A 20591-nucleotide genomic window follows, 5' to 3' on the forward strand; every position below is an offset into this window, starting at 1 on the left:
AAGCTGTGGTATAATTTATTGGTTGAGTAAAATGAGAGAGCGGGACAAAACAGTGCAAGTTTTGCTCCGCTCTCCTAGAATTCAGTAGCGGATCAAAATGACTAGAAGCATTTACCGCTTCACTTTTGGTGAAGCTAGGCTGAGTTAAACGAGGATTGGCTTGATTGATCTGATTTTAAATGAGGTGCAAAAATATGAATGATAGAATAACGATTTCCATTGTTACTCACAATAGCCGTCATATTTTTGATGTGCTTGATAATTTAAAAATTGAATTAGGTCTAGAATCAAATTATGACATACATATATTTGACAATGCTTCCGAGCAAAGTTATATAGATAAACTTGAACGTTACCGTCCATTTATTTTCTTGCACAAAACTGAAGAAAATAAAGGTTTTGGATATGGTCACAATCAGGTTTTGAAAAAGGTTGATACCTGTTATGCTGTCATCTTTAATCCCGATGTTTTGATTAGAAAAGATGCGTTGGATAAAATGATTTTGCGGATAAAAGAAAATGAGCAGTTGGCAGCTGTTTGTCCTAAGGTCTTGAACTCAGACGGTACAACACAATATTTAGTACGTCAAAAACTTGATGTATTCGATTATATGCTGCGGTTTGTTCCGTTTCAATCAGTCAAAAAGTTATTTGATAAGCGGTTAAGTTATTATGAATGCCGTGATTTACCAGATAATCAAACAACCTATATCAAAATGGGTTCCGGCTGTTTTATGTTGATTGATGTTGATAAGTTTAAAGAGATTGGCGGTTTTGATGAGCGGTACTTCATGTATTTTGAAGATAATGATCTTTGTTTGAGCTTTGGAAATGCAGGTTATAAAATTTTGTATACACCATTTGAAACGGTGATTCACTTATATGAAAAAGGTGCACACAAAAATAAGCAATTATTTAAAATATTTTTACAATCAATGATTAAATTTTTCAATAAATGGGGCTGGAGGTTTTTCTAGTGGAGAATAAGTTGGTTATGACGATCGTTTTATATCAATCTGAATTCTCAAAAACACCCAGTTATGCTTATATAAAAAAAGTGATATCGGAAAAAAAATCAGCGTATCTATTTATTTACGATAACAGTCAAAACGCACAAGATGATGAATTGTTTTATCTGGAAAATGTTTGTTATGTTCATGATGGAGCGAATCCGGGATTGGCTAAAGCGTATAACGCAGGAGGTCGGTATCTTAGAGAAGTTCATGGTGACTTGATGTTGTTATTGGATCAAGATACTTTGCTTGATGAGAGTTATCTTGAAACGCTTTTAGGTTTGCCGTTAGATAAAGGGGTTGGAGCGTACGTTCCGATTGTCAGTTCTCATGGTAGACAAATATCTCCAGTTTTCTCTGACAAATATGTTGGGCGAAAGTCTGAGTTTCCAAAACCTGGTATCTATTCAGAAAGACTTATGAGCATTAATTCAGGAACCGTACTTCCAACTGCGACACTAAGTAGTATTGGTTCATTTAACTTGGATTTTCCTTTGGACTTTTTAGATCATTGGCTTTTTTGGAAGATTCATCAATTAGATAAAACAATCAGCGTTTTAGATCATCATTTGGTACATGACCTATCTGTGTTGGACTATCGAGCAATAAACAGCAAACGATATGAATCAATCATTAGCGGAGAAACGCTATTTTATAAGAAATATGATCAAGATAAATTTTACAATCACAGAAAACACTTGCTTTTAAGAACGGTCAAACAATTTTTGCGGGTCAAGAATCGTAAAATTTGGCGGCGGACGTATTTAGAGTATCGATCACTAATGAAAGGAAAATAAATGATCTCAGTTTGTATTGCCACATATAATGGAGAAAAATATTTAGAAGAACAGCTTGATAGTATTTTGCCTCAAATGGACTCTTGTGATGAGCTGATAATATCAGATGATGGATCTAAAGATACAACATTGGATATTATCAAGCGTTATATAGCACAAGATCATCGGATAAAATTCTTTAGAGGGCCAGGCAAAGGTGTGATTGCTAATTTTGAATTTGCGATCAATCAAAGTCAGGGTGAATTTATTTTCTTAGCAGATCAAGATGATGTCTGGCTGCCTGAAAAAGTTCAAACGACATTAGATTTTTTTGCTGCTCAACCTAAAATAGATTTAGTGATCAGCGACTTAGTAATCGTAAATGAACATTTGGAAGTGATCGAGCCTTCGTATTTTGAGTATCGAAAAGTGAGATTAGGCTTTCTTCACAACATCGTAAAAAATAAATATATTGGTGCAGGCATGGCTTTTCGCAGCAGGTTAAAGACAAGAATCTTACCAATTCCTGCCAAAGTTCCTATGCATGATATGTGGATTGGTTTGATTGCGGCATATAGAAACAAGAGCGCATTGATACCTCAAAAGCTTACCTTGTATCGTAGACATAGCAACAATGCGAGTGAAATCAATACAAAAGCCAGTTTTTTTCAACAATTGAAATGGCGTTGTGCAATTAGTTATGTACTTTTCAAAAGAATATTTTTTAATTCATAGAAAACAGCTACTTTACAGTTTTGTAAAATATTCTTAAAATGAATGACAATCATAGCCAATAATGCAATAATAACAGATAGTGAAGTTAGCAAATAACAATAAAATAAATTAGTATAAGGAGTTTTTTTCATGAAAGGGATCATCTTAGCTGGAGGAAGTGGAACCAGACTTTATCCATTAACGAAAGCCACATCAAAACAATTAATGCCTATCTATGACAAACCAATGATCTATTACCCAATGTCAACATTGATGTTAGCAGGTATCAAGGAGATTCTGATCATTTCGACACCTGATGATACACCTCGCTTTGAAAGCTTATTCGGTGACGGTAAAGATCTAGGTATTCATATTGAATATGCGGTTCAAGAAAGTCCTGATGGTTTAGCACAAGCATTTATTATTGGGGAAGAATTTATTGGCGATGATAGTGTGTGTTTAGTTTTAGGCGATAATATTTATTATGGCGGCGGTCTATCAAATATGTTGCAGCGTGCAGCATCAAAAGAAAACGGAGCCACTGTTTTCGGATATCATGTGAATGATCCGGAGCGTTTTGGTGTAGTTGAATTTGATAACGAGATGACGGCTCTTTCAATTGAAGAAAAACCTGAGAAACCAAAATCAAATTATGCGGTTACTGGTTTATATTTTTATGACAACGATGTAATCGAAATCGCTAAAAATATCAAACCTTCTGATCGTGGTGAATTAGAAATCACCGATGTAAACAAAGTTTATTTAGAAAAAAATAAATTATCTGTTGAAGTGATGGGACGTGGGTTTGCGTGGTTAGACACAGGAACTCATGAATCACTTTTGGAAGCATCAACTTTTATTGAAACAATCGAGAAACGTCAAAACTTAAAAGTAGCTTGTTTAGAAGAAATTGCGTATCGAATGAATTATATCACGAAAGAGCAATTGATTGAACTTGCGCAGCCATTGAAGAAAAATGGGTATGGACAGTATTTATTAAGGTTGGCAGAAACGGACTAGGGGCGAATAAAATGAAAGTTATTGAAACAAAATTACAAGACGTAAAAATCATTGAAATGGACGTATTTGGCGATCACCGCGGCTTTTTTACAGAAAGCTATTCTAAAGAAAAATTTGCTGAACAAGGATTGGATTTTGATTTTGTACAAGATAATCATTCTCTTTCAAGTGAAGCGGGCGTATTGCGTGGCTTGCATTTTCAAAAAGGCGAAGCAGCTCAAACAAAACTGATCCGTGTTGTGACGGGTGCGGTTTTAGATGTGATAGTTGATATCCGTAAAGGCAGTCCAACTTATGGTCAATGGGAAGGTTATATTTTGTCAGAACATAACCATCGTCAATTATTGGTACCTAAAGGTTATGCGCATGGCTTTGTAACGTTGACACCAAATGTTAACTTTATGTATAAGTGTGATAATTATTATAATGCACCTGCAGATGGTGGGATTGCTTTTGATGATCCAGATTTAGCGATTGATTGGCCAATTGATATTCAAAAAGCCATTACATCTGAAAAAGATAAAAATCACCCAACATTAAAAGAATTTGAATCTGAGAATTCTTTTGTTTATGGTATAATCTAAAAAAATTAGGAGCGATCTTGAAGATGAAAAACATCATTGTTACTGGTGGAGCTGGCTTTATCGGATCAAACTTTGTTCATTATGTAGTGAACAATCATCCAGAAGTCCATGTCACCGTATTAGATAAATTAACGTATGCAGGGAATAAAAAAAATCTTGAAGGACTACCAGCTGATCGTGTTGAATTAGTTGTCGGCGATATCGCAGATGCTGAATTAGTCGATCGATTAGTTAAAAAGACAGATGCTGTAGTTCATTATGCGGCAGAATCTCATAACGATAATTCGCTGAATGATCCATTTCCGTTTGTACAAACAAATATTATCGGTACGTACACTTTAATTGAAGCTTGCCGGAAGCATGACGTACGTTACCACCATGTTTCGACGGATGAAGTTTATGGTGATTTGCCGTTACGAGAGGATTTGCCAGGACATGGCGAAGGTCAAGGGGAAAAATTCACTGCGGCAACTCCTTATAATCCTTCTAGTCCTTACTCTTCAACAAAAGCAGGTTCAGACTTGTTAGTAAAGGCTTGGGGACGTTCGTTTGGCTTAAAAGCAACAATTTCTAATTGTTCAAATAATTATGGACCTTACCAACATATTGAAAAATTTATTCCACGCCAAATCACTAACGTATTGAGCGGAATCACACCTAAATTATATGGTGCTGGTAAAAATGTTCGAGATTGGATTCATACAAATGATCACTCTTCAGCTGTTTGGACGATCTTAACCAAAGGAAAACTAGGTGAAACATACTTAATCGGGGCAGACGGAGAAGAAGATAATAAAGCCGTAATGGAATTAATTTTAGAATTGATGGGTCAACCCAAAGATGCATACGAACACGTAAATGATCGTCCAGGTCATGATCTGCGTTATGCAATCGATTCTTCAAAACTTCGTGAAGAATTAGGTTGGACGCCTGAATTCACTAATTTCCGTGATGGTTTAGCAGATACAATTAAATGGTATACAGAAAATTCAGATTGGTGGGAAGCAGATAAAACTGCTGTGGAAGCCAATTATGCTAAAAACGGTCAATAATAAGTAGGTATTATATTTTCAAGGATACTTTACATCAAATTTTAACCGAATAAGATTAAAATAATGAGTTGTTGAGCGTGGAACAAAACTAAAAATGGTTTTGCTCCACGCTCTAAATACGAAACGAAAGCTAGGCAAAAGAAAATACAACTTATTTTTCATTACCAAATTAGCTTCTGTTTCTATTATCTGGCTTCACGAGTTAATCTTTCTTAAAGAGATAAGAATTGAAAGTGAGTAAGAGTGTCACAATCAATTTTTTCTACTTTTCAGTTAAAATGAGACAAGAATGCTATTTGTTTTTAAATTTACGAGGAGGAAACAAGAATGATACTTTTAACCGGTGGTAATGGACAACTTGGTACAGAGTTACGTCATTTGTTAGACGAGCAAGGAATGGAGTATGTTTCCACAGATTCCAAAGAATTAGATATTACAGATGCAGAGAAGACAATGGCATATATCACAAATTTAAAGCCTGAATTGATTTATCATTGTGCAGCTTATACAGCCGTGGATAAAGCAGAAGACGAAGGCAAAGAATTAGACGAGAAAATTAATGTTGATGGTACACGTAATGTAACAGTTGCGGCAAAAGCTGTTGATGCAACCTTAGTTTATATCAGTACAGATTATGTCTTTGATGGGACTAAAAAAGACGATGTGTATAAAACGGATGATCAAACGAATCCTCAAAACGAATATGGGCGCACAAAATTATTGGGCGAACAAATCGTTCAGGAAGTCATGGAAAAATATTACATTATTCGTACTTCTTGGGTGTTTGGTCAGTATGGACATAACTTTGTCTTTACAATGCAAAAATTAGCAGAAACACGTGATCAATTAACTGTTGTTGATGATCAATTTGGTCGTCCAACTTGGACAAGAACATTAGCTGAGTTTATGGTTTTTGTTGTAAAAGAAGAGGTTCCTTATGGCGTTTATCATCTATCGAATGACAATAGTTGTAATTGGTATGAGTTTGCTAAAGAAATTTTGAAAAATACAGATGTGGAAATTTTACCAGTAGATTCAAGCAAGTTCCCACAAAAAGCGACTCGACCTAAATATTCTGTAATGGATCTTAATAAGACTAAAGAGCTAGGTTTTGAAATTCCAACTTGGGAAAAGGCACTAGAAAGTATGCTGGAATCCATTTCAAAATAATAAAAAAATTAAGGGATAGAAAGGTTTGAGGATTTTTCTATTCCTTAGATAGTTGATTGGGGTGTTGGTTTTTAATTTTTCTTATTGAGAAGAGGGAATATTAAAAATAACAAAGCACAGTGGATTTTCTATTTAAGTCTAATTTTTTAAGGCAAACGCGCTTTATATCACCTTCACGCCAGTGACATTTGATAAAATTGATGGATATTAAGCACGATATATATTTTAACAGCAAGTAATTTAGAATCTAAATATAGTGGAAAATCGATGAATCAAGTCGCTTTTTTTGAGTATTACTTTGCTGTTTATATTTATTTTTATACAATTCTTAATAGTTACTAACTGGTAAAGGAGGAGTTACTTTGCGCGTTCTTTTAGTTATTCCTGCATATAATGAAGAAGCAAACATTTTAAATACAATTATGTCTATTGAAACGTTTAAAAAAGAAAATAGTCATAATTATTCTTATACTATTGATTATGTGGTGATTAATGATGGCTCAACAGATAAAACTCAAATTATTATAGAAAAAAATGAAATCAATGCGGTTCATTTAGTTATGAATTTAGGAATCGGTGGAGCTGTCCAAACAGGGTATAGATATGCAGAGGAAAATGATTACGACATTGCTGTTCAGTTTGATGGGGATGGACAGCACGACATCAACAGTTTAGATTTGGTCGTACAACCTATAATCAAAAAAGAAGCCGATTTTGTGATTGGATCAAGATTTTTACCAAATCAAAAAGCTGACTTTCAAACAACCTTTATGCGTCGTGTTGGAATTAAAATTCTCTCTTTTTTAATTTATCTATCGTCTGGGCAAAAAATTTATGATGTGACCTCTGGATATCGCGCTTGCAATAAAAGGATTATCGGATATTTTTCAAAAAAATATCCGACGAGTTATCCTGAGCCAGAATCCACTGTACATTTGCTTAAAAAGAAATTCAAAATCAAGGAAGTTGCTGTTAATATGATGGAGCGATCTGGTGGACAATCCTCGATTCGTTCATTTACTTCGATCAAATATATGTTTGAAGTGAGTATTGCGATTATTGTTTCAGGTTTTATGCGGGAGGGAGACTAATGAGCTCAATCTTAAGAATTGAAATGCTGATTTTTTCATTACTCTTTTTTGTTTATATTATTCGCTCGATCAATAAGAATATTTTCTTGCTAAAAAATGCGATTAGATGGTTGTTTATATCTGCTGGGTTAGTGATTTTTGCTATTTTTCCTAAATTACCAGAATGGTTAGGAAATTTGTTAGGATTTGAAACAACTTCTAATTTTTTATTGATTGCAGCAATCTTTGTTTTGCTGTTTATTGAAATCAAAAATTCTGTTTTATTATCAAAACAGCAAAATCAAATAAAATTGTTAATCCAAGAACTTTCAATGTTGAAAGATAAAAAGGAGAAAAAATAATGTTTTTATTCCTAGTATATGTTGTTTTATCAACTTCAGGTTTGATTTTAGTAAAATTAGGCTCGCAAGCAAATTCAATTCAGATTACGAATGCTGTTTTTTCCTTTTCGATGTCTTTTACAACGATTATAGGATTTTTATGCTACATGTTTAGTTTTGTTTTATGGATGGTTATTATAAGTAAGTCGGAAGTTTCTTATATTGTTCCAATGGGTGTTGCGTTTACAAATATTGCTGTGTTAATAGGATCTAAACTTATTTTGCAAGAACAAGTTTCACTTGGGACAGTTATTGGGACATGTGTGATTATTTTAGGGATTGTTATCATCCAAATTGCTAAATAAAAAGCCTTTAAAATCAACGTTTTTAGTTTAAATCTTAAGAAAATACTTACATAACTTGAAAAAAGTGCGCATATTCTTTAAACTAATAATGTTATGCAACTTATTTTTAGTATAAATATAAAAGCGATGGAAATAGGAAAGGAAAAGAGTCAATGATACGAGAAACACTATCCATTTTTAAAAATATTTTTGAAAATAGAAAACTGTTAGTACAGTTTTCGTTTAACGATTTTAAATCAAAATATGCAGGTTCTGCACTAGGAATCGTCTGGGCATTTATTACACCGCTGGTCACAGTGTTAACCTATTGGTTTGTTTTTTCGCAAATACGACCTCGAGGAGCTAACGAGGAATTTCCGTTTATTGTTTCTCTCGTTACGGGCTTGATTCCATGGTTCTTTTTCTCGGATTCATTGTTGTCTGCAACCAACGTTTTTAAAGAATACAGCTATCTTGTAAAAAAAGTAGTTTTTAACGTACAGATCTTGCCAACATCGAAGATCTTATCAAGCTTATACACGCATCTATTTTTTATAGTGATTGGTTTTGGTATTACGTCGCTTAGTGGTATTTACCCAACACTGCAAAGTGTACAGTTAATTTATTATCTATTCTGTCTAATTATCTTTTTGACAGGTGTAACTTGGCTGACAGCTTCTACGCAACCATTTTTACCAGATATTATGCAATTTATTAATGTAGCGATGCAAACGATTATGTGGACATTGCCAATTTTATGGCAGCCTTCAGGATGGATTGAACAAGTGCTGAAATTAAATCCACTATATTATATTATCCAAGGGTATCGTGATTCATTCACAGGTGGCGCTTGGTTTTGGGAACATTGGCAATATGGCTTGTATTTCTGGGGCTTTACAATAGTTCTTTTATTAATTGGATCTACAGTCTTTAGACGTTTGAAACCACATTTTTCAGATGTATTATAATAAGTAATCAGTTGTGCTAAAACATACTGAGATATTGGATCGATAAATACAAGGAGATTAAACAATGTCAGAATATGCAATCGATATACAGAATATAACAAAAACATATAACATGTATAAAAAACCGTCTGATCGTTTTAAAGAAGCACTTAGTCCGACGAAGAAAACGTATCATGATCTTTTTTATGCGTTAAAAGATGTCACTATGCAAATTGAAAAAGGTGAGATGATCGGATTTGTTGGAGAAAATGGTTCTGGTAAATCAACGATCCTTAAAATAATTACAGGTGTCTTAACGCCAACTTCTGGGTCTATGAATATCAACGGAAAAATTTCGGCGTTATTAGAATTAGGCTCAGGATTTAATCCAGAGTATTCCGGTTATGAAAATATTTTTCTAAATGGAATGGTCCTTGGTTTTTCTAGAGAAGAAATGCAAGAACGAGTAGATGACGTTATCAAGTTTGCTGATATTGGGGATCATTTGTATCAACCTGTAAAAACTTATTCAAGCGGGATGTTTGTTCGCTTAGCTTTTGCTGTGGCAATCAATGTTGACCCTGATATTTTGATCGTAGATGAAGCTTTGGCAGTAGGTGATTTAGAGTTTCAATTGAAATGTATGGAGAAGTTCACTGAAATCAAAAATTCCGGTAAGACGATTCTTTTTGTCTCTCACGATGTGAATTCCGTTCGTCGGTTTTGTGACCGGACATTCTGGTTAAAAAATGGAGAAGTTGTTGAACACGGGGATACAATGGACGTAACAACCAATTACGAAAATTTCCTGAAGAAAAAATCGATTAAAACTGTTGATCGTGAAAAAACAATTCAAAATGAAGAAACTGTTCCAGATATTATCGAGATTGACAAAGCTACCTTGTTAAATTTTGCTCTGGAGCCTTTGGAAATCGTCACTCAAGATGAGAAGGTCATTGTAAAATTAGAATATACCGTTAAAAATGATACGATCAAATCACCTGTGTGTGGTGTCGCAATTCGTACAGTCGATAATAATTATGTATGTGGATTAAATACATTGCTGGATGGAGTCAAAATCCCTTGGAAAAAAGGTAAAAATGTCTTTTATCTGGAATACGGAAAAATGTCTCTTTTAACAGGCGAATATTATTTCGATATTGCGTTTTTTGAAGAACACGCCACAGTACCTTTGGTTTATAAAACAAAATACCTGAACATGTTTATTACCGGTCGCTATGCAGGCGAAGGCATTGTCATTTTAGATCATGAATGGAAGGATACTATTAAAGATGAAATATGATTTTGAAATGGAAGTTGACGAAAGTACTAGTGTTGGTAAAATCGTTGCCCAAATTAAAGAAAATAGTCGAGTATTAGAGTTTGGTCCAGGTAATGGGCGAATGACAAAATATTTGATGGAAGAAAAAAATTGTTATGTTGCAATCGTTGAGCTTGATAAAGAGCTGTATGATCATGTTAGTGAATTTTCTAATGACGGATTTTATGGCAATATCGATGAAGAAGCTTGGTCAAAATATTTTGAAGGTCAAACTTTTGATTACATTATATTTGCAGATGTGTTAGAGCATTTAATGAATCCTAAAAATGCGCTTATGAAAGTAAAACCCTTTTTAAGTGCAGAAGGTCAAATCTTGATTACTTTCCCGAATATTGCACATAATTCTGTTTTGATCGATCTATTCAATAATAAATTAGATTGGCGTGAAACAGGATTATTAGATGCAACACACAAGTCTTTCTTCGTTCAAAGCGGTTTTGAAAAACTTTTTGAAGAAATTGGTTTATTTATTGCTAAAGAAGATTTTACAATCAACGAAGTTGGGTATAATGAACTTGAATCTAACTATGAAGACTTGCCAGTGGAAGTCCGTGCTGCTTTTAAAGCACGTCCATTTGGGGAAGTCTATCAGTATTTTTACGCACTTTCTGCTGAGGTAGTGGATCTTCCAATCCGCGCAATACCAGAAAATTCAAGCTATAGAAAGAATATTCACTTCTTATATGATTGCGGTGAGGAAGAACAAAAAGAATTTGATATTCAACTTAATAACGTATCAGGTGAAAATAAAACATTTACGATCGATATACCAAAAAATATCAAATTATTGAAAATTTTCCCGAGCCTGACAGGAGTAGTAGTTGATATAGAATTGACTGTTGCTGAGACGATAGTACAACCGAGCGCGACAAATGCCGTTTATAATAAAGAAACACAGTATTTTTTCTCTGACAATCAAGTACCAGTCATTGAAATAGATGATAAACAGATTGCTGGAAAAACAATGACAATCACAGTTGATTACAAATACGAAGGCAATTTTTCTGATACGGTTCACGGATTGATCGATTACTTACTTGAGCAACAAGCGGAAAATAATCCGCCAAAAAATACAGAATTAATGGTGAGTGAAAAACAAATGACAAAGTATAAAAAGGTTTCAATCAGTAAATTTGATTCATTCGTTTCACTTAATATCGATGATATCGTTCGTCATGTTGAGGAGAAAAAGACTGTAATTCGTGGTTGGGCGTATTCGAAAGAAGACAAGTTACCGATTGACTTTAAAATATCTGCTGAAAAGACTGTTGAATATTCTGTAACTAGAGAATACAGAAGAGACGTTATCGACATGTTTGAACTAAAAGGTGATCAAGAGTATGGATTTGTGATTGAAGTAATCGATTCTGAAGATCAGCCAACTTATACATTGAATGTTTCGGCTAATAACGGCCGTAAATTACAATATCGCTTAGAAAAACCAAATATGATTCAACCAGGTAATAAAATCCAACGTGCGATGCGTTCTTTACAGACACGTGGACTGATTGGTTCGATGAAATGGTATTTCAAACGTCAAGAGCAACAAGAAACACCAGTGGATCCATCCGCTATTTTAGAAGAAATCAAGACCTTTGAATTCCAACCTAAAATTTCTGTCGCAGTCCCTGTTTATAATGTGGAAGAAAAATGGTTAGATGCATGTGTGTCTTCTCTTCAAAATCAATATTATGAAAACTGGGAGCTATGTTTAGCAGACGATGCTTCACCAAGCGACTACATCAAACCTTTACTTAAAAAGTATGCGGATGCAGATGATCGAATCAAAGTGATTTACCGTGAAGAAAATGGTCATATATCAGAAGCTACAAATTCAGCATTAACTATTGCAACTGGGGACTATATCGGATTTATGGATAATGATGATGAACTAGCACCACAAGCATTATATGAAGTAGTCAAAGCATTAAATGAAGATAAAACAATTGATTTTATCTATACAGATGAAGACAAAGTCACTGAAAGCGGCAAACGTTTCAATGCATTCTATAAATCAAAATGGAATTCTGAGTTGATTTTAAACCATAATTACATTACGCATTTTGTGGTAGTAAAACGTTCTTTATTGGAAAAAACAGGCGGTTTAAAAACGGAGTTTAATGGTGCACAAGATTATGACTTTGTTTTACGTGCGACTGAAAATGCTGAAAACATCGCACACATTCCAGGTATGATGTATCATTGGCGTGCGATTGAATCATCAACTGCTTTGAATCCTGAAAGTAAAGGGTACGCTTATGTTGCAGGGCAACGTGCGGTGCAAGCAGCAATGGATCGTCGCAATATTAAAGCAAATGTTGAAATTGCTGAGTTTTATGGTTCATATAAAATCAATTATATTTACGATACAATACCAAAAGTATCGATTGTGCTTACCAATGATACTGATGACATCAATGATTATCTGAAAAAATTACTGGAAAAAACAATTTACGAAAACTATGATATCATCTTACCAAAATCGATGAAAGCAACAATCAAATCATCTAGTAATAAGATCGTTTATAGTGATGGTCAAACAAGAGATGAATTGGTTCAATCAAGTACTGGTGAATACACGGTTCTTTTAGACGCTGGTTTAGTTCCAACAAAAAGCAACTGGCTTGTTGAGATGATGAATATGGTGCAACAACCGACAGCTGGGATTGTAACAGGAAGAGTAGTGGATCATCGTCATCGTATTGAAAATATTGGCATGTCTATTGATACAGAGAAAAAACGTCTGATTTATCCAGAGCAAGGGACTCCTGGTAAGAGTTTAGGTTATTATTATCGTATTGCTTTACCAAGAAACGTTCAGGCTGCCTCTGAAACATGTATGATTTTTAGAAAAGCGGATTATCTTGCGGTTTCAGGTATTAATGAAGAGTTGGGTAAAGATGTTATGGGTGCAGATTTATCCTTGAAAGTTGCTAAAAAACTAGACAAAAAAATTATCTACTGTTCTTATGCGATCTTCAAAGCAGAAGAAAAAATTCAAAATCTTGATAAAAAAGGGATTTTCAAAACTTTAACTGATAAATGGTCTGAGCAAGATTTAGTCGACATTTATAAAAATCCAAAACGTCAGTAAGATTAGACCTTTAATTATACGGAGAACCATTATTCTTGCCACTTTGCTTGCATAGAGATAATGGACACTACACTTACGTTTCGATCGCAACAATTGCTAAATGCTAAAGCATTAAGCCTTGAAGGTCGGACCTCTAAATACAAGGAGAGCAAAACATGAACGATGAGATAAAGATCATTATTGATAGTATCTATCGAGAGAAACAAACAAACAACTTAACGATAACTGGCTGGGCTTTGAATACAAATTCAAAGTCCGCACCAGTTATTTCAATCAACAATCAAGAGCAAGTATTGTCTTATGATATCAAGCGGGTTCTAAGAGAAGATGTTAACCAAATTTATGAGGTAGATGCAACTGTTTTTGCAGGATTTGAAATAAAACTAGAAGGCATCCAAAATAAAAATAAATTGGAAGTCCGTTTTGTTTCAGAGGATCTAGAGTCGAGCAAAACAGAATGGATTGACTTAGCGAAAAAACACCCTCTAATTCCTGGTACTGAGGATAAGATGGCAAGGTTGATGATAAAAGTACATAAAGGCATCAGTTACCTAAAAAGAAATGGCATAAAAAGTACAATTCAACGAGTAAAAATCGAAAAAATCAGAAATCAGTCGTCTTACCCAAGTTGGTTGGAAAGAAATGAGCATTTCGATTTTGAGAAAATCAAGGCTGAGATCAGTTCATTTGATTATCAACCTAAAATATCGATTGCCATGCCAGTTTATAATGTAGAAGAAAAATGGTTGCGTCGTTGTATTGATTCTATTTTGATCCAAGATTATTCAAATTGGGAACTTTGTATGGCAGATGATGCTTCGACAGATCCTAAAGTGAAAGAACTTTTAACGGATTATAGTAATTCAGATGAACGGATCAAAGTTGTTTTCAGACCTGAAAATGGTCATATCAGTGAAGCGACAAACTCTTCATTAACACTCGCTACTGGAGAATTTGTGGCATTATTAGATAATGATGATGAACTACCGAGAATCGCTTTTTATGAAGTGGTTAAAGCATTGAATGAAAATCCTGAATTGGATCTACTGTATAGTGATGAAGATAAAATCGATATGGAAGGAAACCGTTCAGATCCATCATTTAAGCCAGATTGGTCGCCAGACTTATTATTAGGAACAAACTATATTTCTCATTTGGGTGTTTATCGTAGAACGATTCTTGAAGAAATCGGTGGTTTTAGAAAAGGGTATGAAGGCTCTCAAGATTACGATCTAGTCCTTCGATTTACTGAAAAAACAACAAGTGAACGCATCAAACATATTCCTAAAGTTTTATATCACTGGCGTATGTTACCGACATCAACTGCGGTTGACCAATCGTCAAAAGGTTACGCATTTGAAGCTGGCCTAAGAGCGGTTCAAGATGCTTTAGTTCGTAGAGGAATCAAAGGCCATGCTACTCATGGTCGGGCAAATGGATTATATGATGTTTATTATGATATCGAATCCGAAGAGTTAGTTTCGATCATTATTCCAACTAAAAACGGGTATAAAGATGTTAAACGTTGTGTCTCTTCAATCATTGAAAAAACGACCTATAAAAACTATGAAATCATTATCGCGGATAACGGCAGTACAGATGAAAAGATGAAAGAACTTTATGATTCATTTAAGCAGCAACTTGGTGTGCGTTTTCGTATAATTGTGATCGATATTCCATTTAACTTTTCGAAAATCAATAATATTGCAGCAAAAGAGGCAAAAGGTAATTATCTCTTATTCTTGAATAATGATACCGAAGTGATCAATGCTGATTGGCTTAAACTAATGGTTTCTTTTGCTCAGCAAGAACGAATCGGTTGTGTTGGTGCAAAACTATTATATCCAAATAACACGATCCAGCATGCTGGTGTGATTTTAGGATTGGGTGGAATTGCAGGTCACGGACATTATGGCTATCCACATGGAGATTTAGGCTATTTTGGGAAATTAGCTTTGAACGTTGATTATTTAGCTGTGACAGCAGCTTGTCTATTGATGAAAAAACAAGATTTTGAAGCTGTTTCTGGTTTTGATGAAGACTTCACTGTAGCGTTTAATGATGTCGATCTTTGTTTAAAGGTAAAGGAATTAGGTCGAGATAACGTGTGGCTTCATGAAGCAGAACTTTATCATTTTGAATCTCAAACAAGAGGATATGATGATAAAGGGAAAAAGAAAAAACGTTTTGAAAAAGAAAAAGTGATGATGGAACATAAATGGTCGACGTTGATAGAAGATGATCCATTTTATAATCCTAATTTGACAAGAGAAATACCTAATTTTTCATATAGAGACTAGGCGTATAAAACGCGTTTTGTATGATACTGGAAATGGAGTAATTTATGGACAAATCAATGGCGATGCACAGAGGAAGAAAGCAAAAAAATAGTATCAAAATAAAGATTATAGAAAGCCTAGATAGTCTAATCAAGGCAAGATTTATAATTGTATTCATTATTTTTGTACTTATGTTACTGTTTAAAGTTCATGGCAGTTCTATCAATCTGTGGGATCAATATGTTTCTGATTATAGTGATGGAGCTGATTCAGGGTTAATCTTTGGAACGCCAAGACAAATCCGCTCTGATGAATGGTTAGTTCAAACACCTTATAGTTTATCGCAAACACAAACTGGCTTTAGAGCACATAATGAAGTAATCACACTTAACGGACAAGATATGACTGTAGGATATAATTCGCCAGCATTTACTTTGGCTACTATTGCTAAACCTTTTACTTGGGGATATGTGTTATTAGGAAAAGAATATGGACTTTCTTGGTATTGGGGAATTAAGTTAATCGGACTAGTTCTATTCTCTTTTGAAATTGGCTTGATTTTGTCTAGAAGAAACAAATACATCGCTCTTTTAACAAGTTTGTGGATACCGTTCTCCTCAGCTATACAATGGTGGTTTGTTTCACCGGTCGGTGATTTGGTTTTCTTTATGTTAGGCTTTTTGACAGCGATCTATAATTATTTTTATTATCATGAAAATAAACCAAAAAGAATGGCATTTTCCATTATATCCGCAATCTGTGCATCTGGTTTTATTTTAGTTTTGTATCCTGCTCTGCAGGTACCTTTTGGGTATTTGATTTTATTATTCTTAGTAGGATTCTTCTTAGAGTTTAAATCAAAACTTGTATTGGATAAATTTGATGGCCTATTTATCGGTTTGGCTGTTTTGATTACACTGATTCTTGTTGGTGGTTCGATTTTATTTTCCTGGGATTCAATATACGCAGTTATGCACACAATTTATCCAGGAAATAGAATAAGTACGGGTGGCGATTTTGATAAAAAAGATATCTTTTTATTTTTAATGAATTGGAAAATGAGTTTTACAGATGTCAGTTATAGTAATAATTCCGAATTAAGTGGTTTTTATCAATTCTTTTTTGTAATACTACCACTGGCACCTGTTCTTTTTTATAAAAAAGTTAAGGATAATTATTACGGTTTTTTACTATTTATTTATAGCTGTATTCAATTATTATGGGTCCTTGTTAAATTTCCAATGTCATTTGCTAAAATCACTCTATGGTCATTTGTACCAGAAGAGCGTGCATTACTTTCATTTAGCTTCACTGCAGTGTTGTTGAGTGTGTGGTTTATATCCTATATTTGGGAACAGAATAAGATCGATAAAATTGCTATTATCGGAATAATAGCGCTGAATGCTACTGCTTATTTCTATGCTTTATACAGAGGTAACTTACGGTTATATCTAAGTAAAACAGAAATTATTATTATCCTAGTAATGAGTATATTGATACTATCAAGCTTGCTTCTTAAGCGAAAAGGATTGTTTTCAATTTTATTTGTTAGTGTCATATTATTTACAGGTTTAACCGTCAATCCTATTGCAAGAGGTGTTGCACCTATCTATGACAAAAAAATTGGGCATAAAATCACAGAAATAAATCGGACAGATCCTAATCAATTATGGGTGGGAGAACGATTGATGTATAGTTATTTGCCAATGTTTGGGGTTCATACATTCAATGGTGTTGCTTTTACTCCAGATATGACGATGTGGAAAGTATTGGATGCAGACGGTAAACAAGAAAAAATCTATAATCGATATGCTCATATTCATGCAGATATTACAAATGAAAAACCAGATCTAGAGTTATTAAATTCAGATGCTCTACTCGTTCGTTTAGATAGCGAGAGTATCAAGAAAATTGGAATCAAGTATTTGGTAACGTATAAAGAAATTAATAGTTTAGCAACAGATGATGTGAAGTTTGATAAACTTTATGGACCAGATAAAGATGGAGCATATATTTATAAGGCTATATATTAGCAGACATTAAAATCATGAATGGAGGCATAAACATAAAATGGAAAAACTACTTAGCAAAGTAAGCAATCTAATTTTAATTGCCACAATTGCCAGTTCTTATTTATTATGGACTGCAGGCCTGAATACAGAAACAATGATGAAATTTTACTCACACTACGAATACAGTTTATTAATCTGTTTGATTGTTATTCTTTTACTTAATATAAAAAAATTAGATAAGACTGATTTCTTGCTGATTGGTACGAGTGGGGTTATCTTTATCTTTTATACGCTGACATCTTCAATTCGTCATAGTAATCGTTTTATCAATGCTAGCATTATGGTCATTATGCTATTGATATTATGTTATAGAAAAACGAAATTTGATAAAATTGATTTTGGAATTTTAGGTGCGATCATCGCTACTTTTTTTGGAATCACTTTATATAGAATTTTTACTGAGCTTCCCAAAATCGTTGCGCCGCATTCTATTTGGCAACGTGGTAATGAGTTTGACTCTATTTGGATTAACAGTAATACAATTGGAGCATCAGTGCTGTTTATGGTAATGATGCTATCTATTATTATAAAGCAAGCGTCAGGAAGTTTGATAAAATGGTTGGTAATACCTGTCTATGCTGCAGGAATAGCAGCAATTTGGGTTTGTCAGGCAAAGACGGCTTTCGCGGTTTTAATTTTATTTATTGTAATAGATAACCTACTGCCTAAACGATTCATTAAAAGTAACTGGCTGTGGTTGACTCTATTTTCACTAGTCCTAATCTTATTTCCGTTCATTTTTTATTATTGTGCTAACCTATCAACAATTAAATTTTTTTCAGGTAGAGAAAATTTATGGAAAGAATTTTTTGATTTTTGGTTTGTAAATAAGCAAAATGTCTTAATTGGGATGAAACCGTATGTCTTCCATTGGAAAAACTTAGGCATGCACAATAGTTACTTAAGTATCTTAAATAATCTAGGTATTCTAGGATATACGCTATTCTCGTTCTTTATTTTTGGTCAATTCTATTTTATGAGAAAAAAAGGAAGCTATTCAACTACTCAAATCAGTCTTGCTATAGCTTTTTTATGTGTGTTTGTTCTTTCTACTATGGAGGATATTTTGGTCTCTTATCATTGGATTCCATTGGCTTTTAGTTTTTTTGGCATATTAATTCAAAAAAATGGATCACATTTAAATAATGAACAAGACTTATCTCATAGAAATAAAAGAAGAAAACAACTGTCATAAGGGTAGTAACAGATTAAGGTGTTTTTTTTTAAGAGATATGATATTATTAGGGATGTAGCATTTATAAATAGCAATCTCAGTATTTTTAATGAGAAAGGAATAAAGTAATGGTAACTAAGAATGAATGGAACAATGCAAAGAGAATAATAATTATTATTTTTGATATTTTAGTATTTCATTTTTCCATTTTTGCAGGGTTTTGGCTAAAATTTGGAATGAATATCCCACAATATAATTTCGTGTCATATGAGCATTCAGTAGTGTATATCACAATTATTTTTGTTTTTTTAAACTTGTTGTTAGGAACATACGTATTTTATAATCGAACGGTCAATGACATCGTGTTTGTAACCGTGATAGGCCAAGTGCTGACTATCTTGTCTATTATGATTGTCGGTTTTGTTGGGCGTTGGTTCTCATTTCCGCGCTCAGTGTTGATTTATTCATTTATTGTTGGAATGATTTTGTTAAGTTTGTATAGAATGTTTATCTATTTTGTATACTTACGCATCAGTGAAGAAAAACGTGTTGTTATTATAGGATCAGCTAAAAGTACAATATCCGCAACGGCTAACTTTTTAACACACAAAAATAAAAAGCACAAAGTTGTTGATGTGATCCAGGCTAATTATTTTGAAAATTTAAAAAAAATCTTATCTAATGTTGACATTGTTTACATAGCAAGTCATATTGATGAAGAAGAGAAGCTAGATATATACGAATTAGTTATTGAACATGAAAAGAAATTATTTTTAAATACAAGCTTTGAAAATCTTGTTATGTTAAAACCTAATATGATGAATTTTGAAGATGAAAGCATCATTGAAGTATCTGATTTTAAAATTAAACCAGAATATGATTTCATAAAACGTTTATTTGATCTTGTAATAGCATTGTTATTATTAGTAATAACGTCTCCTATTATTTTGATTACAGCGATTTTGGTAAAAGTAACTTCAGCTGGACCTGTTGTTTACAAGCAAACAAGAATTACTTTAGGTCAAAAAGAATTTTCTATATTAAAATTTAGAACAATGTCAGCTACGGCAGAAGTAAATACTGGGCCAGTCTTGTCTTCAAGTAATGATAGCCGTGTTACGACTGTTGGAAGATATTTGAGAGCTCTTAGAATAGATGAATTGCCTCAATTGTTCAATGTTTTAAAGGGTGACATGTCTATAGTTGGACCACGCCCAGAACGTCCTTTTTTTGTAGATCAATTTAAAGAAGAAAATAAACACTATTACTTAAGACATAATGTACGAGCGGGCATTACTGGATATGCTCAAGTTTATGGGAAATATGCTTCTGACTATAATAGTAAATTAAATTTTGATTTACTTTATATCAAAAACTATTCAGTGTTATTAGATATGAAAATATTGTTGCAAACAATTAAGATTCTTTTTGATAAAATTTCATCAAAAGGTGTTGATGAAGAAGAACAAAGAGAAATTGAAAAAAACTTATTTTCTAAAAACAACATAAAGGTTTGGAATTAGCTTGGGAAATGGAGAATAAAAACTATAATGTATGGATAGATTTGTTTTTTGAATCTATCCATATTTCTAAATTAGG

17 protein-coding genes are annotated in these 20591 nt (G+C 33.5%); all 17 read left to right on the forward strand.

Going from position 1 to position 20591, the window contains the following annotated elements:
* Positions 1–194 precede the first annotated feature (194 nt).
* The 17 genes from I583_RS02205 to I583_RS02285 all read left to right on the forward strand — a co-directional run bounded on the left by I583_RS02205 (position 195) and on the right by I583_RS02285 (position 20515).
* Positions 195–977, forward strand: coding sequence for a glycosyltransferase family 2 protein (locus tag I583_RS02205; RefSeq protein ID WP_010762923.1), 783 nt, complete (start codon positions 195–197; stop codon positions 975–977).
* Entirely contained in the window at positions 977–1810 is an 834-nt protein-coding gene (locus I583_RS02210; protein WP_010762924.1) for a glycosyltransferase, read from the forward strand. The genes I583_RS02205 and I583_RS02210 overlap by 1 nt, the downstream gene beginning before the upstream one ends.
* Entirely contained in the window at positions 1811–2524 is a 714-nt protein-coding gene (locus tag I583_RS02215) for a glycosyltransferase family 2 protein (RefSeq protein ID WP_010762925.1), read from the forward strand. It abuts the gene before it with no gap.
* Positions 2525–2653: 129 nt separating this feature from the next.
* Positions 2654–3523, forward strand: a complete 870-nt coding sequence (gene rfbA, locus I583_RS02220) for a glucose-1-phosphate thymidylyltransferase RfbA (RefSeq protein WP_010762926.1) — start codon at positions 2654–2656, stop codon at positions 3521–3523.
* Positions 3524–3534: 11 nt separating this feature from the next.
* On the forward strand, positions 3535–4107 hold the full coding sequence (gene rfbC, locus I583_RS02225) for a dTDP-4-dehydrorhamnose 3,5-epimerase (RefSeq protein WP_010762927.1): 573 nt from the start codon (positions 3535–3537) through the stop codon (positions 4105–4107).
* Positions 4108–4130: 23 nt separating this feature from the next.
* Positions 4131–5159 (forward strand): dTDP-glucose 4,6-dehydratase, encoded by a 1029-nt coding sequence (gene rfbB, locus I583_RS02230; protein ID WP_010762928.1) that lies wholly within the window; start codon positions 4131–4133, stop codon positions 5157–5159.
* A gap of 327 nt (positions 5160–5486) precedes the next feature.
* Entirely contained in the window at positions 5487–6329 is an 843-nt protein-coding gene (gene rfbD, locus I583_RS02235) for a dTDP-4-dehydrorhamnose reductase (RefSeq protein ID WP_010762929.1), read from the forward strand.
* 362 nt (positions 6330–6691) lie between these two features.
* Positions 6692–7420, forward strand: coding sequence for a glycosyltransferase family 2 protein (locus tag I583_RS02240; protein ID WP_010762930.1), 729 nt, complete (start codon positions 6692–6694; stop codon positions 7418–7420).
* Positions 7420–7761, forward strand: a complete 342-nt coding sequence (locus I583_RS02245; protein ID WP_010762931.1) for a DUF2304 domain-containing protein — start codon at positions 7420–7422, stop codon at positions 7759–7761. The genes I583_RS02240 and I583_RS02245 overlap by 1 nt, the downstream gene beginning before the upstream one ends.
* Complete coding sequence (locus I583_RS02250; RefSeq protein ID WP_010762932.1) at positions 7761–8105, forward strand: hypothetical protein; 345 nt, start codon at positions 7761–7763, stop codon at positions 8103–8105. The genes I583_RS02245 and I583_RS02250 overlap by 1 nt, the downstream gene beginning before the upstream one ends.
* Before the next feature lie 152 nt (positions 8106–8257).
* Positions 8258–9052 (forward strand): ABC transporter permease, encoded by a 795-nt coding sequence (locus I583_RS02255; RefSeq protein ID WP_010762933.1) that lies wholly within the window; start codon positions 8258–8260, stop codon positions 9050–9052.
* 64 nt (positions 9053–9116) lie between these two features.
* Positions 9117–10334 (forward strand): ABC transporter ATP-binding protein, encoded by a 1218-nt coding sequence (locus tag I583_RS02260; protein WP_010762934.1) that lies wholly within the window; start codon positions 9117–9119, stop codon positions 10332–10334.
* Positions 10324–13467 carry a glycosyltransferase gene (locus I583_RS02265; RefSeq protein WP_010762935.1) on the forward strand — a complete coding sequence of 1048 codons (3144 nt, stop codon included), beginning with the start codon at positions 10324–10326 and terminating at the stop codon, positions 13465–13467. The genes I583_RS02260 and I583_RS02265 overlap by 11 nt, the downstream gene beginning before the upstream one ends.
* Positions 13468–13622: 155 nt before the next feature.
* Complete coding sequence (locus tag I583_RS02270) at positions 13623–15767, forward strand: glycosyltransferase family 2 protein (RefSeq protein WP_010762936.1); 2145 nt, start codon at positions 13623–13625, stop codon at positions 15765–15767.
* Positions 15768–15811: 44 nt separating this feature from the next.
* Positions 15812–17779, forward strand: a complete 1968-nt coding sequence (locus I583_RS02275; RefSeq protein WP_010762937.1) for a DUF7657 domain-containing protein — start codon at positions 15812–15814, stop codon at positions 17777–17779.
* A 37-nt stretch (positions 17780–17816) separates the two neighbouring features.
* The gene (locus I583_RS02280; protein ID WP_010762938.1) at positions 17817–19013 is read left to right on the forward strand and encodes an EpaQ family protein; all 1197 of its coding nucleotides are present in this window, start codon (positions 17817–17819) and stop codon (positions 19011–19013) included.
* Between the two features lie 107 nt (positions 19014–19120).
* Entirely contained in the window at positions 19121–20515 is a 1395-nt protein-coding gene (locus I583_RS02285; protein WP_010762939.1) for a sugar transferase, read from the forward strand.
* Positions 20516–20591 lie beyond the last annotated feature (76 nt).

It is taken from the genome of Enterococcus haemoperoxidus ATCC BAA-382 (genome assembly GCF_000407165.1).
GTDB lineage: Bacteria > Bacillota > Bacilli > Lactobacillales > Enterococcaceae > Enterococcus_L > Enterococcus_L haemoperoxidus.